Annotated in this window: 33 protein-coding genes; 20 read left to right on the top strand and 13 right to left on the bottom strand. The window is 70.3% G+C overall.

The annotated features are described in order from the left end of the window. Nucleotides 1-6 precede the first annotated feature (6 nt). The 3 genes from FKR81_RS10020 to FKR81_RS10010 all read left to right on the top strand — a co-directional run bounded on the left by FKR81_RS10020 (nt 7) and on the right by FKR81_RS10010 (nt 2,217). Nucleotides 7-183, top strand: coding sequence for an LPXTG cell wall anchor domain-containing protein (locus FKR81_RS10020; RefSeq protein WP_146350687.1), 177 nt, complete (start codon nt 7-9; stop codon nt 181-183). Nucleotides 184-244: 61 nt separating this feature from the next. Then, nucleotides 245-1,417: a non-hydrolyzing UDP-N-acetylglucosamine 2-epimerase gene (gene wecB, locus FKR81_RS10015; protein ID WP_146350686.1), complete on the top strand. Its 1,173-nt coding sequence runs from the start codon at nt 245-247 to the stop codon at nt 1,415-1,417. Between the two features lie 143 nt (nt 1,418-1,560). Then, nucleotides 1,561-2,217 carry a hypothetical protein gene (locus FKR81_RS10010; RefSeq protein WP_146350685.1) on the top strand — a complete coding sequence of 219 codons (657 nt, stop codon included), beginning with the start codon at nt 1,561-1,563 and terminating at the stop codon, nt 2,215-2,217. A gap of 192 nt (nt 2,218-2,409) precedes the next feature. Here the strand turns inward: FKR81_RS10010 and FKR81_RS10005 are convergent, their stop codons facing one another. Together FKR81_RS10005 and FKR81_RS10000 are read right to left on the bottom strand one after the other, a co-directional pair. Next, nucleotides 2,410-2,967, bottom strand: coding sequence for an isochorismatase family protein (locus tag FKR81_RS10005; protein ID WP_146350684.1), 558 nt, complete (start codon nt 2,965-2,967; stop codon nt 2,410-2,412). 1 nt (nt 2,968) lies between these two features. Further along, nucleotides 2,969-4,258, bottom strand: coding sequence for a nicotinate phosphoribosyltransferase (locus tag FKR81_RS10000; RefSeq protein ID WP_146350683.1), 1,290 nt, complete (start codon nt 4,256-4,258; stop codon nt 2,969-2,971). 79 nt (nt 4,259-4,337) lie between these two features. Between FKR81_RS10000 and clpS the strand changes: the two genes are divergently transcribed. The 6 genes from clpS to FKR81_RS09970 are packed head-to-tail and all read left to right on the top strand — an operon-like array spanning nt 4,338 to nt 7,876. Continuing rightward, a complete protein-coding gene (clpS, locus tag FKR81_RS09995) occupies nt 4,338-4,637 on the top strand; it encodes an ATP-dependent Clp protease adapter ClpS (RefSeq protein WP_146350682.1) in 300 nt (99 codons plus the stop codon). Beyond that, complete coding sequence (locus FKR81_RS09990; RefSeq protein ID WP_146350681.1) at nt 4,634-5,191, top strand: DUF2017 domain-containing protein; 558 nt, start codon at nt 4,634-4,636, stop codon at nt 5,189-5,191. The genes clpS and FKR81_RS09990 overlap by 4 nt, the downstream gene beginning before the upstream one ends. Further along, the gene (locus FKR81_RS09985) at nt 5,188-6,114 is read left to right on the top strand and encodes a P1 family peptidase (RefSeq protein ID WP_146350680.1); all 927 of its coding nucleotides are present in this window, start codon (nt 5,188-5,190) and stop codon (nt 6,112-6,114) included. Before FKR81_RS09990 ends, FKR81_RS09985 begins: the two co-directional genes overlap by 4 nt. 45 nt (nt 6,115-6,159) lie before the next feature. Next, nucleotides 6,160-6,465 carry a hypothetical protein gene (locus FKR81_RS09980; RefSeq protein ID WP_146350679.1) on the top strand — a complete coding sequence of 102 codons (306 nt, stop codon included), beginning with the start codon at nt 6,160-6,162 and terminating at the stop codon, nt 6,463-6,465. Then, nucleotides 6,462-7,397 (top strand): hypothetical protein, encoded by a 936-nt coding sequence (locus FKR81_RS09975; RefSeq protein WP_146350678.1) that lies wholly within the window; start codon nt 6,462-6,464, stop codon nt 7,395-7,397. The genes FKR81_RS09980 and FKR81_RS09975 overlap by 4 nt, the downstream gene beginning before the upstream one ends. After that, nucleotides 7,394-7,876, top strand: a complete 483-nt coding sequence (locus tag FKR81_RS09970) for a YbaB/EbfC family nucleoid-associated protein (RefSeq protein ID WP_146350677.1) — start codon at nt 7,394-7,396, stop codon at nt 7,874-7,876. Before FKR81_RS09975 ends, FKR81_RS09970 begins: the two co-directional genes overlap by 4 nt. 17 nt (nt 7,877-7,893) lie before the next feature. Here FKR81_RS09970 and FKR81_RS09965 read toward each other — a convergent pair whose 3' ends face one another. Both FKR81_RS09965 and FKR81_RS09960 read right to left on the bottom strand, forming a co-directional pair. Beyond that, nucleotides 7,894-8,436 (bottom strand): SRPBCC family protein, encoded by a 543-nt coding sequence (locus tag FKR81_RS09965; protein ID WP_146350676.1) that lies wholly within the window; start codon nt 8,434-8,436, stop codon nt 7,894-7,896. Continuing rightward, nucleotides 8,433-8,777 carry an ArsR/SmtB family transcription factor gene (locus FKR81_RS09960; RefSeq protein ID WP_146350675.1) on the bottom strand — a complete coding sequence of 115 codons (345 nt, stop codon included), beginning with the start codon at nt 8,775-8,777 and terminating at the stop codon, nt 8,433-8,435. Before FKR81_RS09960 ends, FKR81_RS09965 begins: the two co-directional genes overlap by 4 nt. A 108-nt stretch (nt 8,778-8,885) precedes the next feature. On the opposite strand from FKR81_RS09960, the gene FKR81_RS09955 reads away from it, so the two are divergent. From FKR81_RS09955 to FKR81_RS09945, 3 genes are read left to right on the top strand one after another with little or no spacing between them, the layout of a single operon-like run. After that, a complete protein-coding gene (locus tag FKR81_RS09955) occupies nt 8,886-9,296 on the top strand; it encodes a Mov34/MPN/PAD-1 family protein (protein ID WP_146350674.1) in 411 nt (136 codons plus the stop codon). A gap of 42 nt (nt 9,297-9,338) precedes the next feature. Next, nucleotides 9,339-9,611 carry a MoaD/ThiS family protein gene (locus FKR81_RS09950; RefSeq protein ID WP_146350673.1) on the top strand — a complete coding sequence of 91 codons (273 nt, stop codon included), beginning with the start codon at nt 9,339-9,341 and terminating at the stop codon, nt 9,609-9,611. A 5-nt stretch (nt 9,612-9,616) separates the two neighbouring features. Continuing rightward, the gene (locus FKR81_RS09945; protein WP_146350672.1) at nt 9,617-10,567 is read left to right on the top strand and encodes a PLP-dependent cysteine synthase family protein; all 951 of its coding nucleotides are present in this window, start codon (nt 9,617-9,619) and stop codon (nt 10,565-10,567) included. A 39-nt stretch (nt 10,568-10,606) separates the two neighbouring features. Here the strand turns inward: FKR81_RS09945 and FKR81_RS09940 are convergent, their stop codons facing one another. Further along, nucleotides 10,607-11,467, bottom strand: coding sequence for an SMP-30/gluconolactonase/LRE family protein (locus FKR81_RS09940; protein WP_328593136.1), 861 nt, complete (start codon nt 11,465-11,467; stop codon nt 10,607-10,609). Nucleotides 11,468-11,499: 32 nt separating this feature from the next. Here FKR81_RS09940 and FKR81_RS09935 point away from each other — a divergent pair, with 32 nt between their 5' ends. Genes FKR81_RS09935 through FKR81_RS09915 form a run of 5 tightly spaced genes read left to right on the top strand, consistent with a single transcriptional unit; the run spans nt 11,500 to nt 14,546 of the window. Next, nucleotides 11,500-12,111: a rhomboid family intramembrane serine protease gene (locus FKR81_RS09935; RefSeq protein ID WP_146350670.1), complete on the top strand. Its 612-nt coding sequence runs from the start codon at nt 11,500-11,502 to the stop codon at nt 12,109-12,111. Further along, nucleotides 12,108-12,872, top strand: a complete 765-nt coding sequence (murI, locus tag FKR81_RS09930) for a glutamate racemase (protein WP_146350669.1) — start codon at nt 12,108-12,110, stop codon at nt 12,870-12,872. The genes FKR81_RS09935 and murI overlap by 4 nt, the downstream gene beginning before the upstream one ends. 1 nt (nt 12,873) lies before the next feature. Continuing rightward, the gene (locus FKR81_RS09925; protein WP_146350668.1) at nt 12,874-13,635 is read left to right on the top strand and encodes an MBL fold metallo-hydrolase; all 762 of its coding nucleotides are present in this window, start codon (nt 12,874-12,876) and stop codon (nt 13,633-13,635) included. 19 nt (nt 13,636-13,654) lie between these two features. Then, complete coding sequence (locus FKR81_RS09920; protein WP_146350667.1) at nt 13,655-14,146, top strand: hemerythrin domain-containing protein; 492 nt, start codon at nt 13,655-13,657, stop codon at nt 14,144-14,146. Then, nucleotides 14,136-14,546 (top strand): OsmC family protein, encoded by a 411-nt coding sequence (locus FKR81_RS09915; protein WP_146350666.1) that lies wholly within the window; start codon nt 14,136-14,138, stop codon nt 14,544-14,546. Before FKR81_RS09920 ends, FKR81_RS09915 begins: the two co-directional genes overlap by 11 nt. On the opposite strand, the gene FKR81_RS09910 is transcribed toward FKR81_RS09915, so the two are convergent. After that, nucleotides 14,504-15,004: a DUF2231 domain-containing protein gene (locus FKR81_RS09910; protein ID WP_146350665.1), complete on the bottom strand. Its 501-nt coding sequence runs from the start codon at nt 15,002-15,004 to the stop codon at nt 14,504-14,506. The genes FKR81_RS09915 and FKR81_RS09910 overlap by 43 nt on opposite strands. A 49-nt stretch (nt 15,005-15,053) precedes the next feature. Here FKR81_RS09910 and rph point away from each other — a divergent pair, with 49 nt between their 5' ends. Together rph and rdgB are read left to right on the top strand one after the other, a co-directional pair. After that, on the top strand, nt 15,054-15,818 hold the full coding sequence (gene rph / locus FKR81_RS09905; RefSeq protein WP_146350664.1) for a ribonuclease PH: 765 nt from the start codon (nt 15,054-15,056) through the stop codon (nt 15,816-15,818). Continuing rightward, nucleotides 15,815-16,417, top strand: a complete 603-nt coding sequence (rdgB, locus tag FKR81_RS09900; protein ID WP_146350663.1) for an RdgB/HAM1 family non-canonical purine NTP pyrophosphatase — start codon at nt 15,815-15,817, stop codon at nt 16,415-16,417. The genes rph and rdgB overlap by 4 nt, the downstream gene beginning before the upstream one ends. On the opposite strand, the gene FKR81_RS09895 is transcribed toward rdgB, so the two are convergent. The 6 genes from FKR81_RS09895 to FKR81_RS09870 all read right to left on the bottom strand — a co-directional run bounded on the left by FKR81_RS09895 (nt 16,414) and on the right by FKR81_RS09870 (nt 23,288). Then, nucleotides 16,414-19,479 carry an NACHT domain-containing protein gene (locus tag FKR81_RS09895; RefSeq protein WP_146350662.1) on the bottom strand — a complete coding sequence of 1,022 codons (3,066 nt, stop codon included), beginning with the start codon at nt 19,477-19,479 and terminating at the stop codon, nt 16,414-16,416. The two genes, rdgB and FKR81_RS09895, sit on opposite strands and share 4 nt — an antisense overlap. A gap of 17 nt (nt 19,480-19,496) precedes the next feature. Next, entirely contained in the window at nt 19,497-19,814 is a 318-nt protein-coding gene (locus FKR81_RS09890; RefSeq protein WP_146350661.1) for a DMT family transporter, read from the bottom strand. Nucleotides 19,815-19,908: 94 nt separating this feature from the next. Next, nucleotides 19,909-20,376 carry a thioredoxin-dependent thiol peroxidase gene (bcp, locus tag FKR81_RS09885; RefSeq protein ID WP_146350660.1) on the bottom strand — a complete coding sequence of 156 codons (468 nt, stop codon included), beginning with the start codon at nt 20,374-20,376 and terminating at the stop codon, nt 19,909-19,911. Between the two features lie 11 nt (nt 20,377-20,387). Continuing rightward, the gene (locus FKR81_RS09880; RefSeq protein ID WP_146350659.1) at nt 20,388-20,909 is read right to left on the bottom strand and encodes a hypothetical protein; all 522 of its coding nucleotides are present in this window, start codon (nt 20,907-20,909) and stop codon (nt 20,388-20,390) included. Between the two features lie 348 nt (nt 20,910-21,257). Continuing rightward, a complete protein-coding gene (locus FKR81_RS09875; protein WP_146350658.1) occupies nt 21,258-22,286 on the bottom strand; it encodes an LLM class flavin-dependent oxidoreductase in 1,029 nt (342 codons plus the stop codon). A 111-nt stretch (nt 22,287-22,397) separates the two neighbouring features. Then, on the bottom strand, nt 22,398-23,288 hold the full coding sequence (locus FKR81_RS09870) for a serine hydrolase (protein WP_235921423.1): 891 nt from the start codon (nt 23,286-23,288) through the stop codon (nt 22,398-22,400). Between the two features lie 79 nt (nt 23,289-23,367). On the opposite strand from FKR81_RS09870, the gene FKR81_RS09865 reads away from it, so the two are divergent. Then, nucleotides 23,368-24,396, top strand: coding sequence for an NAD(P)-binding domain-containing protein (locus FKR81_RS09865; RefSeq protein ID WP_146350657.1), 1,029 nt, complete (start codon nt 23,368-23,370; stop codon nt 24,394-24,396). Here FKR81_RS09865 and FKR81_RS09860 read toward each other — a convergent pair. Next, nucleotides 24,373-25,671 carry a styrene monooxygenase/indole monooxygenase family protein gene (locus tag FKR81_RS09860; protein WP_146350656.1) on the bottom strand — a complete coding sequence of 433 codons (1,299 nt, stop codon included), beginning with the start codon at nt 25,669-25,671 and terminating at the stop codon, nt 24,373-24,375. The genes FKR81_RS09865 and FKR81_RS09860 overlap by 24 nt on opposite strands. Between the last annotated feature and the right edge of the window lie 48 nt (nt 25,672-25,719).

The following is a 25,719-nucleotide window of genomic DNA, read 5'->3' as shown; positions in this document are numbered from 1 at the left end:
CAGCGCATGTACAAGGTCCCCGGTAGCGGGGTGGCCGTAGGCACGGGCGTCGGCTCGCTCGCGGTCACCGGAGCGGACGTGACGTGGTGGATCACCGCCGGCGTCGTGCTGCTCGTGGCCGGAGCGCTGCTCCTGCACGCGACGCGCAAGCGCCGTCGCGCCGTCTCGGTGAAGGCCGAGTGAAGAGGGGGTCCGGCGGGGTCGCCCCCAACCCCGCCGGATCCCCTTCCCACGGAAGGAAGACATGAGCAAGGAAGTACTTCTAGTAGCAGGAACCAGACCGGAAGCCGTCAAGATCGCCCCGGTGGCGATCGCACTCAGGGGGCACCCGTCGCTGCGCCCCACGATCGTCCACAGCGGACAGCACGCGGGCATGGTCGAGCAGGCGCTCGACGCGTTCGACCTCGTCCCCGACGTCCGGCTGGACGTGCCGAGGCAGACCGGCACCCAGGCCGAGCTGGTCGCGAACCTGTTACCCGAGTTCGACCGCCTGCTCACCGACCGCGACCCGGCCGTCGTCCTGGTGCAGGGCGACACGACCACCACGCTGGCGGGCGCGCTCGCCGCGTTCTGGCGCGGCATCCCCGTCGCGCACCTCGAAGCCGGCCTGCGCACCGGCGACCTGTACGGCCCCTTCCCCGAGGAGGGCAACCGGCAGATGATCTCGCGCATCACCTCGCTGCACCTCGCCCCGACCGACGACGCGGCCAACGCGCTGGAGCGGGAGTCCCTGCCGGACAGCGACATCGTGGTCACCGGCAACACCGTCGTCGACGCCGTGCAGCGCGTCGCGCTGGCCAACCCGCCCGCGCACGACCCCGAGCTCGCCGCGCTGGAACGCCGCCTCGACGCGCGCGGCGACCGCCTGGTCCTGCTCACCGTGCACCGCCGTGAGTCGTGGGGACGTCCGCTCGCCCGCGTGCTGCACGCCGTCCGCTCGATCGCGGACCGCCACCCCGACGTGCACGTGCTGGTGCCCGCGCACCCGAACCCCGAGGTGCGCGACCAGGTCCGCACCGAGCTCGGCGGCCACGAGCGCATCGTCGTCACCGAACCGCTCGACTACTCCGACCTCGTGCGCGTGCTGCGCCGCGCGGCGCTCGTGCTCACCGACTCCGGTGGCATCCAGGAGGAGGCGCCGACGTTCGGCGTCCCGGTGCTGGTGCTGCGCGAGACCACCGAACGCATGCTCGCCGTCGACGCCGGGTGCGCCTGGCTCGTCGGCACGGACACCACCCGGATCCTCGCGGAGGCCGGCTGGGTGCTCGGTTCCCGGCTGCGGCTGCCGCTGGGGCGCAACCCGTTCGGCGACGGGCGTGCCGCCGTGCGGGTCTGCGCCGCCCTCGAACGGCTCGCCGGACTGCCCACCGCGTTGCCGCGCCGCGATCCCCACAAGTCACTCGCGGGCGTTCGTTGAATTCATCCAGTGACTAACAGCCCGCTGTGCACTCGGTCGGGTAATTGCGATTGCACGACCGAGTGACATGGGGTGCCGAGCTGTTACTGACTGGCTCATTGAGCGCAAAGATCGAGCGGAGGGATTCTGGAAGGGGACAATCAATGAAGCGGATCGGTTTGCTGTCGGCGGCAGTAGTCGCGGGCATGCTGGTCACCGCGGTACCCGCGCTGGCCACTCCGGCAGGTGAGGCATCGGCGGGCGCGGCCAACTTCGCCAGGGGCAACAGCGCCCCCGTCGTGATCGGCACGCTCGCGCCCTGCGCTATCAACCCGGACGCGGCAGGCACCGTCAACGGCGGCTCGCCCGCCGTCACGAAGACGGGCGTCAAGTTCGGCGCGACCACCTCGACGTGCACCACCACGGTGGTCAACGAGGAGGAGTGGGTCACCACGACCAAGTCCGAGGCGAAGGGCACCGGCTTCGAGCTGTCCGCGCTGGTCGCGCAGGGCGGCCCGCGTCTCAAGATCGGCTCGTGGCGGCTCACCTGCGACGCGACCCAGAACGGCACGAACGCCGGATGGGCGCTCGGCGGCATGAGCGGCTGGACCGGCCTGCCCCAGCAGATCCCGGCCAACTACGTGCACGAGATCAAGAAGGGCGGCACGGTGCTCGCCAAGGCCAAGTTCGCCGAGGTGATCCTGCCCGAGCCGAACGACGGCAGCATCACGATGAACCTGATCAGGATCACGTTCGAACCCGCGTCCGGGTACAGCGGAACCGTCAGCATCGGTTCCGCGGCCTGCTCGCCGACGCCATGAGGGATCGTGAGTGGTTGGGGTCGTGAACGACCCTGCGCGGTGGCCACAATCCTCACCGGCAATTCCGCGCCCAGAGGCCAGCTCGCGGCACCGCGCAGCGCTCCATCACCTGGCGCCCCCGTACTGCCAGTACGAGGACGTGGGGGCGGCACCACGATCCGGCCGCCTGAACACGAAATGGCACGGCAAGGGTTAGTGGCCACCGCGCTGGCCACTCACGGCCACACCGGCCTCGCGCAGCTGGGTCAGTGCGGTCTCCACGGTCGCCGGAGCCACCCCCGCGGTGAGCCCGACGAGCACCGTGGTGCGGAAGCCCTCGCGCTGGGCGTCCAACGCCGTCGCGCGCACGCAGTGGTCCGTCGCGATCCCCACGACGTCGACGGTGTCCACTTCGTGCGCGCGCAGCCAACCGGCCAGGTCGTTCTCCGCCTCGAAACCCGAGTAGGCGGCCGCGTGCCTGCCCTTCGAGAACACGGCCTCGATCCGGGCGACGTCCAGCTCCGAGTGGAACGACGCACCCGGCGTGCCGACGACGCAGTGCACCGGCCACGTGTCGACGTAGTCCGGCGTCTCGCTGAAGTGCGCACCCGGATCGACGTGGTAGTCGCGGGTCGCGACCACGTGGTCGTAGTCGTTCTCCGCGATGTGCCGCGAGATGGCCGCCGCGACGGCCGCGCCACCCGCGACCGGGAGCGAGCCGCCCTCGCAGAAGTCGTTCTGCACGTCGACGACGATCAGCGCCTTGCTCACGTCAGGACTCCTTCTTCAGGTGGACCGTCGGGATCGCGGGCTCGCCGCGGGACAGCTTGAGGCCTTCCCACGGCACGCTCACGAGCGCGGCGCGCAGGCGTTCGCGGCTCTGCTCCAGGGTGGGCACCTGGTCGGTCTGCTGTCCATCGCGCACCAGGGGGATCTGCAGCAGCCGGTCGTGCGGGCCGACCTCGGGCTGGTCGGCGGCCTGGAAGACGACCTCCTCCAGCGCGGTGCCGGTGTCCTTGTGCCTGCGCACCGCGCCCTTCCAGCCACCGCGGGACTCCTTGTGGGAGCTGCGCTTCTCGACCGGGCGACCGTCCACTTCGACCAGCTTGTAGACCATGCCCGCGGTCGGGGCGCCGGAACCGGTGACGACCGACGTGCCGACGCCGTACGCGTCGACCGGCTCGGCGCGCAGCGCGGCGATCGAGTACTCGTCGAGGTCGCCGGACACGACGATGCGGGTGTTCTTGGCGCCCAGCGCGTCGAGCTGCTCGCGGGCCTGCCTGGCCATGACGCCGAGGTCGCCGGAGTCGATGCGCACGGCACCCAGTTCGGCGCCCGCGATGGCGACGGCTTTGTTGATGCCCTCGGTGATGTCGTAGGTGTCGACGAGGAGCGTGGTGTCCGCACCGAGCGACTCCACCTGGCTGCGGAACGCGGCCTCCTCGCTGTCGTGCAGCAGCGTGAAGGCGTGCGCGCAGGTGCCCGCGGTCGGGATCCCGTGCCTGCGCCCCGCTTCGAGGTTCGACGTTGCGGTGAACCCGGCGAGGTACGCCGCGCGGGCGCATGCCACGGCGGCTTCCTCGTGCGTGCGGCGCGAGCCCATCTCGATCATGCGGCGGCCGTTGGCGGCGCTGACCATGCGTGCGGCGGCGGACGCGATCGCGCTGTCGTGGTTGAGGATCGACAGCGCGAGCGTCTCCAGCACCACGCCCTCGGCGAACGACGCGCGCACCGTGAGGATCGGCGAGCCGGGGAAGTACAGCTCGCCCTCGGGGTAGCCGTCGATCTGTCCGGTGAACCGGTAGTTCGCGAGCCACTCGAGCGTTGCGTCATCCACAACGGCGTGGTCGCGGAGCTGGGTGATCTCGGCTTCGCCGAACGTGAAGTCTCGAATGGCGGCCAGCAACCTGTTCACACCGGCGACCACGCCGTATCGTCGTCCATCCGGAAGTCGCCGGGCGAACACCTCGAACACGCAGGGACGATCGCCGGTGCCATCCCTGAGCGCGGCGGCCAGCATGGTCAGCTCGTAGTGGTCGGTGAGCAACGCCGTGGAGGTCATGAGGGTGAAGCCTAGGGTCGTGAGGCTTTTCGGTGCAGGCGGTCTACGTCACGTCCCGGAACATGACACCATTGGCGGTATGACCACGCCCGTCGAGCAAGAGCGGACGCAGGTTGAACCGACCGGCGCGGAGATCGCAGCCGAGGACCGGCCATGGCAGACCGTGGTCTGGAACGACCCGGTGAACCTGATGTCCTACGTGACGTACGTGTTCCAGAAGCTGTTCGGGTTCAGCAGAGACCAGGCCACGAAGCTGATGCTCGACGTGCACCACAAAGGCAAGGCGATCGTGACATCGGGCACCAAGGACAAGGTGGAGGGCGACGTGGCGAAGCTGCACGCCGCCGGCCTGTGGGCGACGATGCAGCGGGCCTCGTGAAGCGCTGGATCCGCGACGGCGACATCGTCGTCGGCAGGCTCGACCGCCAGGAAGCAGCGGTCGTCCGGGGTCTCGTGAGCCAGATCCAGGACATGCTGATGGCGCGCGCCGAGGAGGCACCGCAGGACGAGCTCGCCGAGCTCACCGGCATCCGCACCGGCCCGTCGACAGCGCCCGACGACCCGATCCTCGGCCGCCTGCTCCCGGACTTCCACCGGCTGGACCCCGACGCGCCGGACCCGGCCGACGTCGACTCGGCCGCCGCGCTGCGCTCGTTGCACGAGCCGGAACTGCTGGAGCAGAAGGTGAGCGCGTGTGACGTCGTGCTGTCGACGTGCGCGCCGGACGGCGGCGAGATCCGGCTGAAGATCGCCGAGGCCGAGGCGTGGCTGTCGTCGCTGAACGACGTGCGGCTCGCGCTGGGCACCGCGCTGGACGTCACCGAGGACATGCCGGACGAGCTGCCGCCGGAGGACCCGCGCTCACCTCACCTCGGCGTCTACCACTGGCTGACCTGGGTGCAGGACACGCTGGTCGAGGCGATGATGGCGTGATAACCGACGTGCCAGGTGTCCTCGTCGGTCACCACACCCGCGTCGAGGAGGGCTGGGCGACCGGCACGACCGTGGTACTGGTGCGCGACGGCGCGGTCGGCGCGGTCGATTCACGCGGTGGCGCGCCGGGCACGCGGGAGACGGACCTGCTGGAACCGTCGAACCTGGTGTCGTCGGTGCACGCGGTGTGCCTGTCCGGTGGCAGTGCGTACGGGCTCGCCGCCGCGGACGGCGTGATGCGCTGGTTGTCGGAGCAGCACGTCGGGTTCCCGGTGGGGCCGCGGCCGCACCAGGTCGTGCCGATCGTGCCCGCGGCCGTGCTGTTCGACCTGGACATGTCGTCGTGGGGCAACTGGCCGGACTCGTCGTTCGGGTACTCGGCGTGCGCTTCGGCTGCCGAGTCCTTCGAGCTGGGCTGCGTCGGCGCGGGCGCCGGTGCGCGGACCGGGTCGCTGAAGGGCGGTGTCGGCTCGGCTTCGGTCCGGGTTGGACAGCACGTCGTCGGCGCGCTCGCCGCGGTGAACGCCGTCGGCGAGGTGGTCGACCGCTCGACCGGCCTGCCGTGGCTGCCGTCGCTCGGCACCGTGCCCGTGGAGCTGCCGCCGTTCGTCGGCTCCCGGCTGAACACGACGATCGGCGTGGTGGCGACGGACGCCGCACTGTCCAAAGCGGAGTGCAGGCGGCTCGCGATGGCCGCGCACGACGGGCTCGCCCGCGCGGTGCGTCCCGCGCACTCCATGTTCGACGGTGACACGGTGTTCGCGCTGGCGACGGGAGCGGTCCCACTGGCCGAGCCCAGGCCGTTCGCGCTCGACGCATTGTGCACAGCGGCGGCGGACGTGTTCGCGGAATCGATCGTTTCGGGTGTCCTCGCGGCCACCTCCGTTGCTGGTGTGAAGGCTTTCCGCGACCTCCTGCGGTGACCGTCGGCCGCCGATACGGTGGCTCGCGGACCGAAGGAGGGAATCATGGGGGACCAGTTCTCAGTCCAGCTGGACAACCTGGACAGCCTGGCGAAGAACCGACTGCCCGGCATGAGCCGATGCTTGTCGCAGGTGCTCGGGCACCTCAACCGGACCGTCGACGAGTCGTACGGCGCGTTCGTCGCGGTGGGCTCGCAGGAACACCTGTACGAGGGTGTCAAGCGGGAGTGGGATCCGACGGCGGACTTCATGCAGCGGGTGCTGCGGGACAACGTCGAGAACCTCGAGCTCGCGGCCAGGGCGATCGGCGAGATCGCGCACCGCTACCGGCAGGCGGACGGTCAGGCATGAGCACCTACGAAGAGTGGTGCCGCAACATGGACGCCCAGGCGAGCCACATCATCGGTGTGTACCGCGAGGAAGACCCGCTGGGCGGTCGTTTCCCGGAGCCCGAGCAGTGGCTGCGCCGGTACTTCGAGTGCATGAAGTGCGGCGACCCGGACCGCGTGCAGGTGATGGTCGACGAGCTCACCGAGGCGAAGTACGTGCTCGGCAAGGACCTGCGCGAGCACCTCGGCGGTGCGCAGCTCGACATGAACGGCTGGACCGGTGCGGCGGCCGACGACTTCCGCAACTACCTGCTGAAGCTCGAGGACGCGGTCAACGTCCTGGTCGAGTGCATCGACTCGCTGCTGCTGATCGTGCGCAGCTACCAGGCGCTGGTGCTGAGCATGCGCAACGACGCGCTGAACCTCATCGACCAGACGCTGAAGGCCATCGACAACGCGGGTGCGGACGGCTGGAAGATCGCACTGGCCGTGGTCGGCGCCATCGCGGGCGTGGTCGGCACGGTCGCCACCGGCGGTGCGGGAGCCGGCGTCGCGGTCGCGGTGTTCAGCAGCCTGGTCAGCGGTGCCGCGGGCGTCGCGAACGAGACCATCGACGGTGACAGCGAGTTCACGGTGTGCCTGTCGATGGCCAAGTCGAGCGTCAACGTGATCCACGGGATCGACGTCGAGCGCGCGAAGATCGAGAACGCGCTGTCGACGCTGTCGACGTTCGTGTCCGGCTCGAAGCTCGCCGAGGTGCGCCCGGATCGTCCGGTGATCATCACGGCGCCGTCGTTCGACCCCGGCTCGTTCGGCATGACCGACGAGGCGCAGGGCAAGCACAGGCGGCCGACCGACAAGAAGGACCTCGTGCCGGAACCGAAGCGGCACGAGGACGGTCCCTACGACGATGGCGTTTTCGGTGACAGGTATGAGGAACAGGGGCCTGCATGAGTTCTCCCGACCACCTGAACGCCGAGCTGATCAACGCGCGGGCGGCCCAGCTGACCGATCAGGCCGCGCACGTCTACTCCCGCGTGCACCGGCGCAACGAAACCCTTGCCGCGGCTAGGGGACAGGCGGTGGCGGCCACCGGTTCCGCGTCCTCTTCGGACGGTGCTGTGCGGGTGTCCGTCGACGCGGGCGGGATGCTGACCGACCTGGTGCTCGCGCCCGGTGCGCTGCAGCAGAACCCGCGTCAACTGGCGGCCGTCGTGGTGCAGGTGGCGCAGCAGGCCGCCGCTGTCGCACGGGCCGCGGTGCGCGACGTCTACACGCCGTTGCAGAACGAGGGTGTGGTGCGGGAGGCGCCGGTGCTGCTGCCCGAGGTGGCCGCTCCGCCGCCCGTTGCCGCGCCGCCTGCGCGTCCTCGTCGCCCTGAGGTGTCGGACGACGAGTTCGGCGGTCCGGTGATGAAGGAGCAGGGCTGGTAGTCAGCCGCCGGCGTACGTCACTTCCCGATCACCTCGGTCCACACGTCACTGATCCGGATCGCCTCCACGCCCGCGGCCATGAGGTCCTCCTGGCTGGCGGTGGCGATCCAGTCTTTGGCGTTGCCATCGGGGAGCTCGCCGTTGAGGAGCTTGCCGAGAGCGCGCAGGCCCATCTCCCAGCCGGCGCCGAGGCCCCACATCCGCGGCGAGGCGTTGGGGATGAGGTCTGCTGCGACGGGGGAGTGCTCGAGGGTGAGGACGGTGGCCTCGTCGCCGTCGGGGGCGAGGCGCACGATGACGTCCGTGCTGCCGCCGCCCATCTCCCAGGTCAGGCCGATCTCGGTGGGCCGGTCGCAGCGGACGATCTCGCCGCTCGCGTTGCCTTCGAGCTGGTAGCGGCCGCCGACCCGGAGGTCGCCGGTGATCGGCAGGAACCAGCGGACCAGGCGGTCCGGGTCGGTGATGGCGTCCCACACGTCGTCCGGCGTGGCCTTGTAGTGGCGGCGGATGACGAGCTTCTTCAGCCCGGACTCGTGGTCGTGCAGCTCGCGTTCGGTCACGCCTCGTCCTCCTTGAGCCTGCGTTCGCGCTTGCCGCGCGCCAGTTCGGTGGCCAGTGCGTCCAGGTGCGGCTCCCAGAAGCGCCGGAAGTGGTCCAGCCAGAGGTCGACCTGCTGGAGCGGCTCGGGTGCCACCGCGTAGAGGCGGCGCGTGCCCTCCGGCCGCACCTGCACGAACCCGTGCTCGCGCAGCACCTTGAGGTGTTGCGACACCGCGGGCTGGCTGATGCCGAACTCCCGCTGCACGTCGTGCCCGACGTCGCCGGCCGCCCGTTCGCCGCTCGCCAGCAGCTCCAGGATGCGCCGGCGGACCGGGTCTCCCAGTACGTCGAAGGCGTGCACGCAGGCGAGAGTAGTAGTGAGGACTTATATAAGTCAATGCTGAAACAAGCTGGTGCGTGCGGGTTCTCACAGAGCGGGACAGCTCTTGCCAGCCCGTAGGATGGGCTCGTGCTGGTGATTCGCCGTGACCTGGTGGACGCGATGGTGGCCCACGCTCGCCGTGACCATCCCGACGAGGCGTGCGGTGTCATCGCCGGCCCGGCCGGAACGGACTCGCCCGAGCGGTTCATCCCCATGGACAACGCCGAGCGGTCGCCCACGTTCTACCGCTTCGACGCCGCCGAGCAGCTCAAGGTGTGGCGCGAGATGGACGCCAACGACGAGGTGCCGGTGGTCGTCTACCACTCGCACACGGCGACCGAGGCCTACCCGTCCCGCACCGACGTCTCCTTCGCGGGCGAGCCGGACGCGCACTACGTGCTGGTCTCCACCAGGGACCCCGTCGAGCACGAGGTGCGCTCGTACCGCATTGTCGACGGAGTCGTGACCGAGGAGCCGGTCAAGATCATCGAGCCCTGAGCTCACCGCAGTTGTCACGCCTGTTCCCGGAGGTTTCCAGCAATGGCCGTCACCGTCTCGATCCCCACGATCCTGCGCACGCACACCGGCGGGGAGAAGTCCGTCGCCGCCGAGGGCAGCACGCTCGCCGAGGTCATCGAGAGCCTCGAGACCAACCACGGCGGCCTGAAGGCTCGCCTGGTCAAGGAAGGCGTGCTGCACCGGTTCGTCAACGTCTACGTCAACGACGAGGACGTCCGCTTCGCCGGTGGTCTCGAGGCCGCCGTGAAGGACGGCGACAACGTCACCATCCTCCCGGCCGTCGCCGGCGGCTGATCCTCGTGGCCCGTTACGACTCCCTGCTGGACGCGCTGGGCGGCACCCCGCTGGTCGGGTTGCCGCGCCTGTCGCCGTCCGAGCGGGTCCGGATCTGGGCGAAGCTCGAGGACCGCAACCCGACCGGCTCGATCAAGGACCGGCCCGCGCTGGCCATGATCGAGGCGGCGGAGCGCGACGGCGTGCTGCGCCCCGGCGCGACGATCCTCGAGCCGACCTCGGGCAACACCGGCATCTCGCTGGCCATGGCCGCCAAGCTCAAGGGCTACGGCCTCGTCTGCGTGATGCCGGAGAACACGTCGACCGAGCGCAAGCAGCTGCTCCAGGCCTACGGCGCCCGCATCGTGTTCTCCCCGGCGGCGGGCGGCTCCAACCAGGCCGTGGCCGCGGCCAAGGACCTGGCCAAGCAGAACCCCGACTGGGTGATGCTCTACCAGTACGGCAACCCGGCGAACGCCGAGGCGCACTTCCGCGGCACCGGCCCCGAGATCCTGCGCGACCTGCCGACGATCACGCACTTCGTCGCCGGTCTCGGCACCACCGGCACCCTGGTCGGGGTCGGCCGGTACCTGCGCGGGGAGAAGCCCGATGTGCAGATCATCGCGGCCGAGCCCCGGTACGGCGAGCTCGTCTACGGCCTGCGCAACCTCGACGAGGGGTTCGTGCCCGAGCTCTACGACGAGTCCGTGCTCACCGGCCGCTACTCGGTCGGGTCGTACGACGCGCTGCGCCGCACCCGCCAGCTGCTGGAGACCGAGGGCATCTTCGCCGGCATCTCCACCGGAGCCATCCTGCACGCCGCTCTCGCGGTGGCGCAGAAGGCCGAGGTGGCCGGGAAGGTCGCCGACATCGTGTTCGTCGTCGCTGACGCGGGGTGGAAGTACCTGTCCACCGGTGCTTACGCGGGGACGCTCGACGAGGCCGCCGAGCGGCTGGACGGACACCTCTGGGCGTGAGCTGAGGTCAGGTGGCGGAGGTGGCTTTCACGAGCCACTTCAGCCGGCGAAGGCCGCCGACGGAACTCCCGAGCCGACACCGGGCAGCACGAGCACCGACCCGGACAGCGGTCGCGCCGCCAAGGCGTCCTCGGACAACCCGACCCGCGCGGAAGTCACGTACAGGTCGGCGAAGTCGTCGCCGCCGAAGCAGCAGGCGCTCGGCTGGTCGACCGGCAACCGGATCTCCCGGTCCAGCTCGCCGGAAGGCGTGTACCGCCGCACCGCGTGCCCGCCCCACAGCGCGACCCACACGCACCCGGAAGCGTCGACGCACAGCCCGTCGGGCCACCCGTCGGTCCCGCCGACCATGCACAGCGTGCGCCGGTTGGACACGTCACCGGACGCGTCGTCGAAGTCGAACACGTCGATCCGGCGGGTGGGCGTGTCGATGTAGTACATGAGCCGTCCGTCGGGTGACCAGCCGACGCCGTTGGACGTGTTGACCTTCTCCACCATCACCTTGGCGGACCCGTCGCCGGACACGCGCGCGAGCCAGCCCTCGTCGGCCGCCTGGTCGTAGCGCATCGTCCCGGCCCACAGCCTGCCCGACGGGTCGATGCCCGCGTCGTTGCCGCGGACGCCCTCGCGAGCCCAGTAGACGAGCCACCGGCGGGTGCCGTCGCGGTCGATCAGCGCGATGCCGTCGCGCAGGTTCGCCACGATGCCGCCCATCGTGCGCGGTTTCGCGGCGCCGACGTGTTGCGGCACGGTGAGCACCGCGTCGTCGTCGCGCGCCGGGGCGTAGCGGTGCACCTCGCTGGACAGGATGTCCACCCAGAGCAACGTCGAGCTGCCGTGGTCCCACGTGGGGCCCTCGCCGAGGACCGCCGGGGTGCGCACCGCTACTTCGATCTCCACCGGCACAGCTTAGGTGGACGTACGCTGGGACTGTGGACCCCATCGCCGTTCGCAGAGACGTCTCCAAGCGCGTCATTCCGCCGCACCCGGTGCTGTCCGCACTCGTCGTGCTCGGGTTCGTCGGGCTGCTGTTCGTCGTCGAGACGATCGACACCCTCACCGGCGGGTCGCTCGAGGACGACGGCGTTCTCCCGCGCGACTTCAGCGAGTGGGACAACGTCATCTGGTATCCGCTGATCCACGGCGACTGGGGACACCTCATCGGCAACGCGGGTCCGTTGCTGGTGCTCGGTTTCCTGTCCAGCTCCGGCGGGATCAAGCAGTTCTTCCAGGTCACCGTCGTCATCTGGCTGTCCAGCGCGCTGGGCGTCTGGGTGTTCGCCCGCGAGGCCAGCCACATCGGCGCGTCCGGGCTCGTGTTCGGGTACCTGGCCTTCCTGCTGGTGCGCGGGATCTTCGCGCGGAGCGCGCTGCAGATCCTCATCTCGGCCGTCGTGTTCGCGATCTACGGGTACGCGCTGTGGGGCGTGCTGCCCGGCCAGCCCGGCGTCTCGTGGGAGGGCCATCTGTTCGGCGCCATCGGCGGGATCTTGGCTGCATGGGGCGTCGCGAGGGACAACCGCGCGGGTAATCTCACGAAGTGACAATCGGCATCATCGACTCCGGCGTGGGAGGTCTGACGGTCGCGCGCGCGATCATCGACCAGCTACCGGCCGAGTCGATCCGCTACGTCGGTGACACCGCGAACGGGCCGTACGGGCCGCTGCCCATCGCGCAGGCTCGCAAACACGCGCTCGAACTGTGCGACCAGCTCGTCGACGACGGCGTGAAGATGCTGGTCATCGCCTGCAACACCGCGTCCGCCGCATGTCTGCGCGACGCGCGGGAGCGCTACGACGTCCCGGTGATCGAGGTGATCCTGCCCGCCGTGCGCCGGGCCGTCGCCACCACGCGCTCCGGGCGCGTCGGCGTGATCGGGACGGTCGGCACGATCAACTCGGGCGCGTACCAGGACGCGTTCCAGGCCGCCCGCGACATCCAGGTGACCGCCGCCGCGTGCCCGCGGTTCGCGGACTTCGTCGAGCGCGGCATCACCACCGGACGCCAGGTGCTCGGGCTCGCGCAGGCGTACCTGGAACCGTTGCAGCGCGCCGATGTGGACACGGTCGTGCTCGGCTGCACGCACTACCCGTTGCTCACCGGCGTGCTGCAGATCGTCATGGGCGACCAGGTGACGCTCGTGTCGAGCGCCGAGGAGACGGTCAAGGACGTCGTGCGCGTCCTGACCGACCGCGACGAGTTCAGCGAAGGCCCGGCCGAGCACCACATCACGTGCACGGGTGAGTTCGAGCCGTTCGCCAAGATGGCCAACCGATTCCTGCCGTCCTTCGAGTACTGGGGCTGACTTGAAGCTCACCGTCCTGGGCTGCTCCGGCAGCGTGCCCGGACCGGGCGCCGCCGCGTCCGGCTACCTCGTCGAGGCCGAGGGGTTCCGGCTCGTCGTGGACTTCGGCAACGGGGTTTTCGCGCGCTACCAACAACTCCACGGCCCGTTCACGATGGACGCGCTGCTGCTGTCGCACCTGCACCCGGACCACTGCATCGACGTGACCGCGCTGTACGTCGTGCGCAAGTACCACCCGGTGCCGCCGCGGGACCGGCTCCCCGTGTACGCGCCCGCCGAGGCGCCGTCGCGGTTCGTCGCCGCCTACGCGCCGAACGCGGCCGAACGCGACGAGCTCGACTTCTGCGACGTCTTCGACTTCCGCGCGCTCGCCGACGAGACGGTCCACATCGGACCGTTCGAGGTCACGTCCGCGCTCGTCGCACATCCTTGCGAGGCCTATGGTTTCCGCATCTCGGCCGGCGGTGTGTCGCTCGCGTACACCGGCGACAGCGGGCCGTGCGCCGGTCTCGACGCCATCGCGCGCGGCGCGGACGTGCTGCTGTGCGAGGCCAGCTGGACGCACGCCGACGGCCGGGTGCCGGACCTGCACCTGTCCGGGCGCGAGGCGGGCGAGCTCGCGACCCGCTCGGGAGCCGGGCGGCTCCTCGTGACGCACGTGCCGCCGTGGACGGACCGCGACGCCGTGTTCGCCGAGGCCCGCGAGGCGTTCGACGGGCCGTCGGAGCTGGTGCGCGAGGGTGACGTGTTCGAAATCGGCTGATGCCGGGTACCACTCGGGCATGGCTGATGTCGTTGAACTGATCCTGGCCGACCACCGCCGCTTCGAGGAGATGTTCCGCGAGCTGCGGGACCGGACCTCGAACCGCGCCACGGTGCTCGGCGAGCTCGCGGCCGTGCTCGTCGCACACGCCGAAGCCGAGGAGGCCGAGGTCTACCCGGCGCTCAAGCGGTACTCCGCGGTGGAGAACGAAGAGGTCGACCACGGCGCGGAAGAGCATCACGAGGGCAACGAGAAGCTGCTCGCGCTGATGGAGGTCGCCGACACCTCGTCGGAGGAGTGGGAGGCCAAGCTGGAGGAGCTCGTCAAGGCGACCAACCACCACCTCGACGAGGAGGAGCGGACGATCCTCAACGACGCGCGCTCCGAGGTGCCCGCCGAACGCAAGGACGAGCTGGGCAAGGCGTTCTGGGAGGCGCGCAACCGCAGGCTGGACCAGCGGTGCGGCGAGATCGAGTACGTCCGCAAGCTAGTTTCGAAGCATGGAAGTTGAGGTTCGCCGCGTAGGACAGCACGAGTTCGTCGCGACCAACGACCGCGGGGCGTCGGTCCGGGTGGGACGCAAGGACCAGCCCGGCTCGTTCAGCCCGGTCGAGCTGCTGCTCGCCGCGGCGGCCGGATGCGCCGCCGTGACCGCAGAAACGCTGATCACCCGCACCACCGACGGGCCGATCGTCGCGCGCGCGTCGGACGTCCGGCCGCCGGGCGCGCACCAGCTGGACGCCGTCCCCGTCGTGCTCGACTTCGACGCGTCCGGTGTGGACGAAGAGCGGCTCGCGGTGATCCGCAGGGCCGTCGAGCAGCTGTGCACGGTCACCCGCACCCTGAAGCAGGGCGCCGACGCGCCGCTTCAGCTGCCGATGCCCTTCCAGACGGCCTCCGAACCGGAGTGACCGGTGCGGACCGTCTCCACGGTCGTCATCACCGCCAGCCCGACGACGAGCACCGCCACGACGACCGAGATGCGCCGCCACGTCTTCGTGACGCCGGGGCCGTCGGCGCTGCGCTCGCGGTCGGCGAGTCGCCCGGCGACCACCAGCGCGATGACCGCGACGCCGAAGCTGAGCGCCCACAGCTGCAGGGTCGTGCCGAGCTCGGCGTGCTTCTGGATCAGCTCGTTGTCGACACCGTTCTGCTTGAGCTTCTCCTGGAAGTCCTCACCTGCGATTTTGGCGACGACAGCGGCGCCGACGCCGCCCAGCGTGACGAACAGGACGGGCCAGGCGTAGCGCTGGCGCCAGCGCGGAACGACCGCGAGCGCGATGGAGCTGACCGAGGCGAGGGGCAGGAGCACAACGACGGCGTGCACGAGCAGCGGATGTGCCGGAAGACCGAAGACCGTCTGGAACATGTCTCTCCCTACGCCGATGGCCCGGTAAGGGTTCATTAGGGTAGGGCGCGTGGCGAGGACCGACGGCAGAAACGATGACGTGTTGCGTGACATCCGGATCACGCGTGGGTATCAGCAGTGGCCTGCGGGGTCCGTGCTGGTCGAGTTCGGGAACACCAAGGTGCTGTGCGCCGCGAGTGTCACCGAAGGGGTGCCGCGCTGGCGCTCCGGATCAGGCCTCGGCTGGGTGACCGCGGAGTACGCGATGCTCCCGTCGGCGACGCACACCCGCTCCGACCGCGAGTCGGTCAAGGGCCGCGTAGGCGGCCGCACGCACGAGATCAGTCGCCTGATCGGGCGATCTCTGCGCGCGTGCATCGACCTCGCCGCGCTCGGCGAGAACACCATCGTGATCGACTGCGACGTCATCCAGGCCGACGGCGGCACCCGCACCGCGGCCATCACCGGCGCGTACGTCGCGCTGGCCGACGCCGTCACGTGGCTCGGCGCCGCGGGCAGGCTGGCCGACCCGCAGCCGTTGTCGTGCGCGGTGTCGGCGGTGTCCGTCGGACTGGTCGACGGCCGCGTCCGGCTCGACCTGCCCTACGAGGAGGACTCGCGCGCGGACGTCGACATGAACGTCGTCGCGACCGACCTGGGGACGCTGATCGAGGTCCAGGGCACCGGCGAGGGCGCCACGTTCGCGCGCTCCACTCTGGACAAGCTGCTCGACCTGGCGCTCGCCGGGTGCGCGGAGCTGAACCGCATCCAGGCCGAGGCACTGTCGGCGCCGTACCCCGGCGTGCTGCCCGAGCCGAAGGCGTCGAAGAAGTGACCCGGATCCTGCTGGCCTCCCGCAACGCCAAGAAGTTGCGGGAACTGCAGCGCATCGTGGCCGCGGAGGGCCTGTCCGGTATCGAGGTGCTGTCGCTGGACGACGTGCCCGCGTTCCCAGAGGCGCCCGAGACCGCCCCCGACTTCGAGGGGAACGCTCTCGCGAAGGCGCGCGACGCGGCCGCGGCCACCGGCCTGCCGTCGGTTGCCGACGACTCCGGCATCTCGATCGACGCGCTGAACGGGATGCCCGGCGTCCTGTCCGCGCGGTGGTGCGGGAAGCACGGCGACGACGAGGCCAACATCGACCTCGTTCTCGGGCAGCTCGGCGACGTGCCTGATGAGCGGCGTGGCGGCGCGTTCGTGTCCGTCGTGGCCCTGGTCGTGCCCGGTGGCGACGAGGTCGTCGTGCGGGGCGAGTGGCCGGGGACGATTCGGCGCGAGCGGTCCGGGGCGAACGGGTTCGGGTACGACCCGATCTTCCAGCCGGAGGGCTACGACGTCACCTCGGCCGAGATGACGGCGGAGCAGAAGGACTCGCTGTCGCACCGCGGCAGGGCTTTGCGGCTCCTCCTGCCCCACCTGGGCAAGCTCGCCTAGATCCAGCGGTCGACCGTCACCCGGTCCAGCCCGACGTGCCGGTCGCTCCGGTCCAACCGGATGCGCAGTGGCAGACCCTCGAGCGGCCTCAGGTCGAGGGTCATGCCCTTCCCCCAGAGGACGAGCAACCGGAGGTTCGGCAGCACGCGTGCCACGGACAGCCCTTCGGCGACCGGCCCGAGCAGGCGCAACGTCACCAGCTTCGGGGCGTACCTCTCCAGTCCCAGCACCGCGCTCGAGGCGGTCGAGCCGAGCAACGCGAGGTCGGTGAGCCGGGGCAGCAGCGCCAGCAGGCTGAGGTCGTCGTAGGGCGGCCAGTCGTGCAGCCCGAGGTAGTCGAGGGGCAGACCGTCGAACGGGCTGACGTCGGCTCCCGGCTCGACCGCGCTGAGCGAGACGTGCTCCAACCTGGTCCCGCGCAGGAACTCGATGTCGGCGAGTGCTTTGTCCTGGTGGATGTTGGCGGTGCGCAGCTCGCGCAGGCCGGTGATCGTGTCGAGACCCGTGAACTCCCGCGCGCCGAACAGCGCCACGACGCTGAGTCGCGGATGGGCGCCGAGCGGTGAGAGGTCGACTTCGCCTCTGAGCGACAGCGACACCTGCACCAGGCTCGGCACGTCGTCGAGGAAGCTCAGGGTGTCCGGTGTGTCCTCGCGTGACACCGCCACCTTGACCGCGGCGAGGTGTTGCAGGACGGGCAGGTGCGGAAAGAGGCGCCGCGCCTTCACCATGATCGCCCCGCGCTGCAGTGGTGCGTCGGCGAGGACTTCCTCGGCGTAGCGCTGCGGATCGAAGTGGAGCCATCCCTCGGCGAGCTCCCGCTGCACCTCCGACCTCGGGTCGTTCGCGTACCCGGCCAGCTTGGTCAGCGCCTCGGGGGTCGCCGTCAGCGCGGCGGTGCGGACGGTCGCGACCGCGGCCGCCTCGGACAGTTCGTCGAGGCAGGCCGGCAGGTAGCGCAGCACCCGGTGCCCGATCGTCACCAGGGAACGGGTTTCCTTCTTGCTGCGGGGAGGAACCAGCCTGGTCCTGATCACCTCGTCGACGCGGTCGTGCACACCGGCGTCGATGTCCGTGATGGTTTCCAGGCAGGCGGCGGCGAGGAGACGCAGCCGCCGGGCGCGGGTGGGTTCGCGGTCGGCGCGGTCCAGCACCTCCGTGAGCAGCTCGCTGACCTGGGCGCGCTGGCCGTGCCCGCAGGCGAGGACGATCGTCTCGGACCACGAGTCCTGGTGCGCGTGACCGGCGAGCGTCTCGACCTGGCCGTCCTGCATGGCTTCCTGCCCGGCCAGGTACTCCTGGAACGTGCGGTGCACGAAGTCCACCTGGCCGGGGACGGGCTCGCGCACGACACCACTGCGTTCGAGCAGGTGGGTGACGATCGCGTCCGGGTCCGCGTCGACGTTCGGCATCGAGCCGACCTTGCGCGCGACGTGCTCGCGGACCTTGAGCGTGGGGAGCTGACTGCGGCCGCCGAGCGTGAGGCGCCACGCGAGGTCGCGCAGCAGCACGGTCTTCTCGGTGGTGGTGAGGAGTCCGGCGATCTCGCGCTCCGCGTCGCGCAGGTCCAGCAGCATGGTGAGCGCGGCTTGGTACAGCTCCATCCGGTTGCGCGGGAGTTCGGACGTGCGGCCGAGGTTCAGCGCGCACAACATGGCGCACAGCAACGGGTTCGCGGCCAGTGCGCGCAGGTGTTCGCGGCTGTCGAGCTGGCTGAGCAACTTGCGCTGTGCTTCGGGCAGCGCGTCCACCGGGCACGGCAGCGAGGCCGCGCCTCGGGCCGCTTCGTGCCAGCGCTCGATGAAGACCTTGACGTCCGTCGGGCCCATCTGTTCCAAGAGGACGGACGCGAATCCCTGTTCCCCCAACCACTCCTGGTCCGCCGCGGCGGGGCGTGACGTCACGACGACGCGTGCGTCCGGGAAGGCGAGGCACAGCTCGCGCAGCCAGTCGCGGACGACGTGGCGCTTGCCGGGCGGGACCTCGTCCACGCCGTCGACGAGCACGAGCGCGCGGCCGGACCGGAGGCAGCGGTGCGCCCAGCCCTGCGGCATCAGGCCGGCCAGCCACGGCGCGGCGTGGTCGAGGAACTGCTCGGGCGCGGGCAGCGGTGCGTCGGCGTAGCGGCGCAGGCGGATCGGGAAGGGGACGCGATCGTTCCACTCGCTGAGGTCGCCGGTGAACCCGGCCCGCGCGGCCGTGACGGCGACCCAGTCGAGCAGGGTCGTCTTGCCCGAGCCCGCCTCGCCGCGCACCAGCGTCCGGTGCCGCAGCGCGGACTCGATGCGCACACCGCTGTGGGCGCGGTCGTCGGGGGAGCCGAACCAGTCGCGGTTCCCGCGGCCTGTGCCGGACACCGTGAGGCTCAGGTAGGCGACGCTCAGCGCGAGCTTCGGACGGTTCTTCATGCTGAGGCCGAGCAGTTCGAGGCGGTCCAGCGACGCGGCGAGGTAGCGCAGGTACTCGTCGCGGAACTCGTCGTCGGTGCTGGTGCCCTGCGGCGCGTGCAGGCTCGTGCGGGGGAGACGTGCCAGGATCTCGTCGAGCTGCGCGGTCTGGGCCGATGCGCGGCTCAGCACCTCGGCCAGCGCCCGCGGCTGGAACGACGGCAGCTGGCGGACGACCTGCACGAGGTACCGGCACGCCTGGTCGAGCGCCAGGTCGTACAGGCGGACGGCAGGCCCGTTCTCGGCGGGGATCTGCCTGCGGATCCGGCGCGCCAGCACCTCGGGGTCGGCGTCGTCGGCGAGCAGCGCGTCGTCGGAGAGGTCGATCTCCCGCAGCGCGTCGAGCACGGCGGTCAGCGCGGCCTCGATCTCGTTGTCCGGCAACGAGCCGCAGCGTTCGAGCACGGGCTCCAGCTGTTCGGTGACCTGGTGGCCGATGCCTTCGACCAGGTGCTCCAGCCTCGCGCGCTGGTGGGGTTTCGCCAGTTCCTCGGCCGCCAGCTCGGCCAGCGAGGCGGTGCGGTCGCGGTCCTTGCGGCGCTTGGCCAGCCAGGCTCGAGCAGCCTGTTGCGCGACGGCCTGACCGATCTTGCCGGCAGCGATCTCCAACCCCACCCGCGCGACGTTATCGGTCAGGCGTTGGCCTGTGCGACGGAAACCACCCAGACGCCCGCGGTGATCAGGACGATTCCGGACACCATCGCCAGGTTGAGCGGGTCACGGCTCACCACCGCCACGAGCGCGATGCCCGCGCCCGCCCAGATCGCGTAGGTGATCGCGACGGGCAGGCCGAGGCGGATCACCACCGACTCGAGGTAGAGGGCGACGGCGAAACCCAGCGCGACGCCGAGTATCGGCAGCGGCTTGGTGAAACCGTTCGACGCCTTGAGACACAGGGTCGCGAAGACCTCCGCGCCGACGGCGATGGAGAGAAGAATCCACTTGAGCATGAAGAGTCCCTGCTTGAGAGGGTCTTCCGCCCGCGGACGAGAGTACTGGGGGAAAGGGTTGCCGCCGCAAGACCTGCGGCGACAACCTGGGGAATCACGCAGGAAGTTCGCGCAGCAGCTTGGCGACGTGACCCGTGGCGCGGACGTTGTACATGGCCTTGACGATCTTGCCGTCGGGGCCGACGAGGAACGTGGAACGGATGACGCCCTGGACCGTGCGGCCGTAGTTCTGCTTCTCGCCGAACGCGCCCCACGCCGTCAGCACCTCGCGCGACGGGTCGGACAGCAGCGGGAAGTTGAGCTCCTCCTCGGCCGCGAACTTCGCCAGCTTCTCGGGCTTGTCCGGGGAGATGCCGAGCACCTCGAAGCCGGATTCGCCGAGCACGGACAGGTTGTCCCTGAAGTCGCACGCTTGCTTGGTGCAGCCGGGCGTCGATGCCGCCGGGTAGAAGTACACGACCACGGACTTGCCCAGGAAGTCCGACAGCGACACCGGCTTGCCCTCGCTGTCGGACAGCGTGAAGGCCGGCGCCTGGTCACCGGGTGAGAGGCGATCACTCATGGCGCTAGAACTTACGCCTGGCCCTCGAAGTCGGTCGCGGTGTCCTGTCCCGGTCCACCAGGTAGGACGGTCAGCCGCAGGTCGACCGGGTTCTCGGGGACGGCGAACGCCAGCGTCAGCTTGGTGTCCTGCCCCGGCTGGAGCTCTCGCACGGCCGCGGCGAGGCCGTTGAGGCCCTGCACGGAGTCGGTGAGCTCAGGAGTCGGCTGACCGCCCGCCAGCGCCCGCACGGACAGCTGGGAGGGGCGGAACGTCACCTTCGAGCCGTTGAACACGGTCACCGTGAACACAGCGGTCCTGGCCGCCTGCGGGAAAGCGGTTTCACTCGGCTTGAGCGACTGGGGTGGTCCCACGGTGATGGAGAGGCCGCTGGCCCACACGCGCTGGGTGCCGAAGTCGGCGAAACCACCGCGCGGCTCAGCGCGCTGCAGAACAGCTGGGTTCTCATCGGGGGCTACCGCAACACTGGGGCCCGCACATCCCGCCACGGCCAACAGCAGGCACAGGCCCGCGGCCTTCACGGCGAACTTCACGAACTCCCCCTTCCCGCCCCGGCGGCGGGCGTCACGACTCCCCGTCAACGATGACGGTGCGGAGCGTGAACTGGGGACGAAAACCGGCCCTTGGAGCCGAATGGGTGCCGGGCCGTGGCCGTCTCGTGATGGGCGGGCCATGTCGGCGTGGGCGGCGCCACACGGTGGTGGCGGCACCCACGCCGACCGCGGCGGCGGCCGTGTTGAGAAGTTAGGGAGCGCGTCGGGGGGCGTGCGCGCTCACACCGATCATCGCGCAGGGTGTGCCCCGCGCTACAAGCGGAGCCGTTTATCACCCGTTCAGAGCAACGCCATACGTGCGAAACGTGAAGCTCCCGCGTGGCCGACTCACGTACGTACGGCTGAACGGCCCAGCTGCGGCGTCCGTTCGGCCAGACCGCTGAGCAATTCGAAGGAACGGAGGCGGTCCGAGTGCCCGTGGACGATGGTCGTGACCATCAGCTCGTCGGCGGCCGTGTCCTCCAGCAGTCGGTCCAGCTGAGCGGAGACCGTCTCGGGGGATCCGATCACCTGGGTGGTCATCCGGTCTTCGATCACCAGGCGGTCGATCTCGGTGTACGGGTACTCCGCGGCCTCCTCCGGGCTCGACAGCGGACCGGGACGACCCTGGCGCAACCGCACGAACGACAGCGCGCCCGGACCGGCGATCCAGCGGGCGTGCTCGTCGGTGTCCGCGACGACGACCGACGCGCAGACCATGGCGTACGGCTCGCTCAGCACCTCGGACGGACGGAAGTGCTTCCGGTACAGGGCCAGCGCGGGCAGCGTGTTCTGCGCGCTGAAGTGGTGGGCGAACGCGAACGGCAGGCCGAGCACGCCGGCCGCCTGCGCGCTGTAGCCGCTCGAGCCCAGCAGCCACAGCGGGGGCTTCATGCCGGTCGCGGGGACGGCCGCGATCTCCGCGGTGCCGTTGAAGTACTGCATCAGCTCGGTCAGCTGCTGCGGGAAGTCCTCCGCCGACAGGCCCGCCTCCGAGCGGCGCAGTGCCTTGGCGGTGCGCTGGTCCGTACCGGGTGCGCGGCCGATGCCCAGGTCGATGCGGCCGGGGTGCAGTGCTTCGAGCATCCCGAACTGCTCCGCCACCACGAGCGACGGGTGGTTGGGGAGCATCACGCCGCCCGAGCCGACCCTGATCGTCTTCGTGGCGTCCGCGATGTGGCCGATCAGGACCGCGGGGGCCGAGCTCGCGATGCCCGGCATGTTGTGGTGCTCGGCGACCCAGTACCTCGTGTAGCCCAAGGTCTCCGCGTGCTGGGCCAGTTCGCGCGTGTTGCGCAGGGCCGTCGTCGCGTCCGACCCCGAGGTGATCGGGGCCAGGTCTAGAACGGACAGCGGGATGTCACGAAGTCGGCTCATAGTACGAGCAACATCGAACCTGCCGTTCGTATTTCTGTGACCTGTGCCATGAGGGGAGCTTTCCCAGCGTTGACCGCTGTGAAAGCTCCCCTCATGGCGAGTGGCGAGTTGTCAGTCGGCGTGGCGGTCGGCCAGGTAGACGGCGCGCGTGAGCTTCGTGATCCGCTCGGTCGAGACGTCCCACGTGGTGCCCTCGGGCTCCAGCGTGAGCACGACCATGATCTTGCGGTCCTTCTTCCCGTAGGTCCCGCTGGTGTGCATGGCGGGCCTGGTCAGGTCGATGTCGGCAGCGGCACCGGACCGCGTCACGGGCCCGTCCTCGGCGGCACCGAGGTCGGTCCGCGGCTTCTGCGGCTCGACGCACGGACGGGGCGGCGTGTCGCCGAAGCGCGACCACCCCTGCTTGAACGCCACCTCACCGGGCACCGCGCTGGGGATGCCGAAGGACTGGTCGAACCCGTCCGTGGCGCACTTGGTCGCCTCGTGCAGGTTGCCCATGATGAAGTCGCGGAACTTCGGGTGCGCCTGCTCCAGCACGTACCGGTAGATCTTGACGACGTCCGACGCGCTCAGCGCCGTGTAACCCCAGAAGCCGACGTTGACGGGCGGTGCGGTGTCCTCGAGGCCGAGCTTGACGACCATCCGCTCGACGATCTTCTCCCAGCCCTCCTGCACCCACAGCTCGGAGGCGGCGTTGTCGTCGCTGGAGCGCAGCATCGGCACCAGCCGCTTGAGGTCGGCCTCCGGGATCTCCGCGGACGGGCCGCGCGTCTCCAGGTAGTCCAGTGCGATGAGGATCTTGACGATCGACGCCGAGCGGATCTGCTTGTGCTCGTTGTAGGCCAGCGTCGTGCGGCCCGTCGTGCGGTCGAACACGGCGAACGCCGCGGTGGCGTCCGGCGCGATCTCGGCGCGCGGGTCGGCGCCCGCGGGCATGGTTGAGGTGAGCATGGCCACGGATGCCACGGTCGCGACCGTGGCCAGAGTGCGGAAGACCTTCACGGGTGGAAAGTTACCGACCGCCGCTGACTTCTCGCTCACATTCGGGCAGAAATCACGACAGTGACAGGTTGCAGTCATCATGACGGACGTCGTCGTGATCGGAGCGGGGCAGGCTGGCCTGTCCAGCTCGTACTTCCTGCGCAGGCACGACGTCGACCACGTGGTGCTGGACGCCGAGCACGGGCCCGGCGGCGCGTGGCGGCACCGGTGGGACACGCTGCGGATGAAGACCGTCCACGGCATCTACGACCTGCCCGGCATGGAGTTCGAGCCGCCCGACGACGACGCGCGCGCCAGCGACGTCATCCCCGCCTACTTCGCCCGCTACGAGCGGGAGTTCGGCCTGCCGGTCGTGCGGCCCGTTCAGGTCCGCACGGTCACCGACGAAGGCGAGCGGCTGCGGATCACCACGGACAGCGGCACGTGGCTCGCCAAGGGCCTGATCAACGCGACCGGCACGTGGCGCAGGCCGTTCTGGCCGCACTACCCCGGCCAGGAGACGTTCCGCGGCCGCCAGCTGCACACCGCCGACTACCGCGGACCCGAGGAGTTCGCGGGCAAGCGGGTCGTCGTGGTCGGTGGCGGCGCGTCGGCCGTCCAGCAGCTGCTGGAGATCGCGCAGCACGCCGCGGAGACGCGGTGGGTCACGCGCAAGCCGCCGGTGTGGCGAGAGGGCCCGTTCACGCACGAGTACGGCCGCGCGGTCGTCGCGATGGTCGACGAGGCCGTGCGCGCGGGACGTCCGCCCACCAGCGTCGTCAGCGTCACCGGGCTCGCGCTCACGCCCGAGGTCCGGGAAGGCATCCGCGCCGGAGTGCTCGACCGCAGGCCGATGTTCGACCGCATCACGCCGACCGGCGTCGTCTGGGGAGACGAGACGTTCGACGCGGACGTGATCCTCTGGGCCACCGGCTTCCGGCACGACCTCGACCACCTCGCGCCGCTGCACCTGCGCGCACCCGGCGGCGGGATCGTCGTGGACGGCACGCGCGTCGTCGTCGACCCGCGCGTCCACCTCGTCGGCTACGGGCCGTCCGCGAGCACGGTCGGCGCGAACCGGGCGGGCAGGGCCGCGGTCAAGCAGCTAACCGAACACCTTGTGGCGTAACACCTTCCACGCGACGTCGAGCTTGTAGCGCAGCACCGAAGACCGTCCAACGCCGTGGTCGGCGAGGAACCCGCGCGCCCGCGTGCGGTCGGTGAACCAGGGCGTGAAGCTGGCCGGGTCGTTGAACCCCTCGAACACGCACCCCGCGATCTCCTGGTTGCGCGACGCGGCGAGCAGCAGCTCCTGCTGGAACGGCTCCAGCGGCTCCAGCAGCACGTTCGAGAAGTCGTTGACGTGCCTGCCGTAGTCCCAGAAGTCGTCGAACTGCGCGGCCAGCCACTCGGCTGTGAAGTCCTTGCCGCGCGCGGTGATCCGCGACGTGAAGAACGTCGCCATGCGGGTCGCGTTGTTCGCGCCCTGGCCGGCGAGCGGGTCGTTGAGCACGACGGCGTCACCGAGTCCGAGCACGTGCCTGCCGGACGGCAACGTGTCAACGGGTTGCCGCACGATCGGCACGACCGAGCCGTTCAGCCACGTCACCGGTGACGTCGGCCGCGCTGGTGCGAGGAAGTCCGACTCCCACGGCAGCAGGTCGCGCACCAGGCCCCGCAACACGTCCAGGCCCTCGTCGGCGGTCTTCACGTCGCTGAACCGGTCGGCGGGACCGCCCGGCACCGCCTCGACGACGATGCTGCGCGTGACGCCGCGGTCCTTGTCCAGGAACGGGACCCAGAACAGCTCCACCACGCCGGGCATGAACGAGAACGCGAGGTCCGCGTGCTCGCTCCGCGCGGACAGGTCGTAGTCCGCGACGTTCATCATGAACAGGGAACGCCGCGGCTCGGTGTGCACGCTGCGCGCGTCATCACGCGGGAACAGGTCGCCGAGCGAGCGGTGCCCGGCCGTCACGACCACCAGGTCGTGCTCCGCGGCCACCTTCTCCAGCTTCTGCGCCGAGATGTGGTCGACGACGATCCGCGCGCCGCGCTCGGCCAGCGCGCGCATGCCGTGCGCGAACTTCAGCCGCTGGTCCACCGCGAGCGCGGGTGCCCGCAGTCCGGCGCTGATCGAGAACGCGATCATCGGGTCCGGCAGGCACAGGTCCAGGTGGATGCTGGTGATCGCGGGCGCCGTGTCGTCCCAGAAGTCGAGCCCGAGCTCGCGTTCCGCGACGACCTGGTCGCCCCACAGGCAGGCCGTCGGGCGGCCCCGGTCGTGCAGGTAGTCGTCGGGTGTCCGGTCCGAGTAGACCGTCACGTCGAACCCGTCGCGCAGCAGACCCGCGCCCAGCACGATGCCGGCCTGACCCGCTCCGACGATCCCAATCGAACTCACGGGGAATCATCATTCGCAGCCGTTGGATCCGCTGCCAAGCCCACAATC

This window comes from Lentzea tibetensis, assembly GCF_007845675.1.
GTDB lineage: Bacteria > Actinomycetota > Actinomycetes > Mycobacteriales > Pseudonocardiaceae > Lentzea > Lentzea tibetensis.
This window is presented reverse-complemented; position numbering and strand designations above follow the sequence as displayed.

Excerpts from the sequence above, each read along its gene's own strand:
- FKR81_RS10020 (WP_146350687.1), top strand. The coding sequence starts at position 7 with ATGTACAAGGTCCCCGGTAGCGGGGTGGCCGTAGGCACGGGCGTCGGC.
- wecB (WP_146350686.1), top strand. The coding sequence starts at position 245 with ATGAGCAAGGAAGTACTTCTAGTAGCAGGAACCAGACCGGAAGCCGTC.
- FKR81_RS10010 (WP_146350685.1), top strand. The coding sequence starts at position 1,561 with ATGAAGCGGATCGGTTTGCTGTCGGCGGCAGTAGTCGCGGGCATGCTG.
- FKR81_RS10000 (WP_146350683.1), bottom strand. The coding sequence starts at position 4,258 with ATGACCTCCACGGCGTTGCTCACCGACCACTACGAGCTGACCATGCTG.
- clpS (WP_146350682.1), top strand. The coding sequence starts at position 4,338 with ATGACCACGCCCGTCGAGCAAGAGCGGACGCAGGTTGAACCGACCGGC.
- FKR81_RS09980 (WP_146350679.1), top strand. The coding sequence starts at position 6,160 with ATGGGGGACCAGTTCTCAGTCCAGCTGGACAACCTGGACAGCCTGGCG.
- FKR81_RS09975 (WP_146350678.1), top strand. The coding sequence starts at position 6,462 with ATGAGCACCTACGAAGAGTGGTGCCGCAACATGGACGCCCAGGCGAGC.
- FKR81_RS09970 (WP_146350677.1), top strand. The coding sequence starts at position 7,394 with ATGAGTTCTCCCGACCACCTGAACGCCGAGCTGATCAACGCGCGGGCG.
- FKR81_RS09950 (WP_146350673.1), top strand. The coding sequence starts at position 9,339 with ATGGCCGTCACCGTCTCGATCCCCACGATCCTGCGCACGCACACCGGC.
- FKR81_RS09920 (WP_146350667.1), top strand. The coding sequence starts at position 13,655 with ATGGCTGATGTCGTTGAACTGATCCTGGCCGACCACCGCCGCTTCGAG.
- FKR81_RS09915 (WP_146350666.1), top strand. The coding sequence starts at position 14,136 with ATGGAAGTTGAGGTTCGCCGCGTAGGACAGCACGAGTTCGTCGCGACC.
- FKR81_RS09910 (WP_146350665.1), bottom strand. The coding sequence starts at position 15,004 with ATGTTCCAGACGGTCTTCGGTCTTCCGGCACATCCGCTGCTCGTGCAC.
- FKR81_RS09890 (WP_146350661.1), bottom strand. The coding sequence starts at position 19,814 with ATGCTCAAGTGGATTCTTCTCTCCATCGCCGTCGGCGCGGAGGTCTTC.
- bcp (WP_146350660.1), bottom strand. The coding sequence starts at position 20,376 with ATGAGTGATCGCCTCTCACCCGGTGACCAGGCGCCGGCCTTCACGCTG.
- FKR81_RS09875 (WP_146350658.1), bottom strand. The coding sequence starts at position 22,286 with ATGAGCCGACTTCGTGACATCCCGCTGTCCGTTCTAGACCTGGCCCCG.
- FKR81_RS09865 (WP_146350657.1), top strand. The coding sequence starts at position 23,368 with ATGACGGACGTCGTCGTGATCGGAGCGGGGCAGGCTGGCCTGTCCAGC.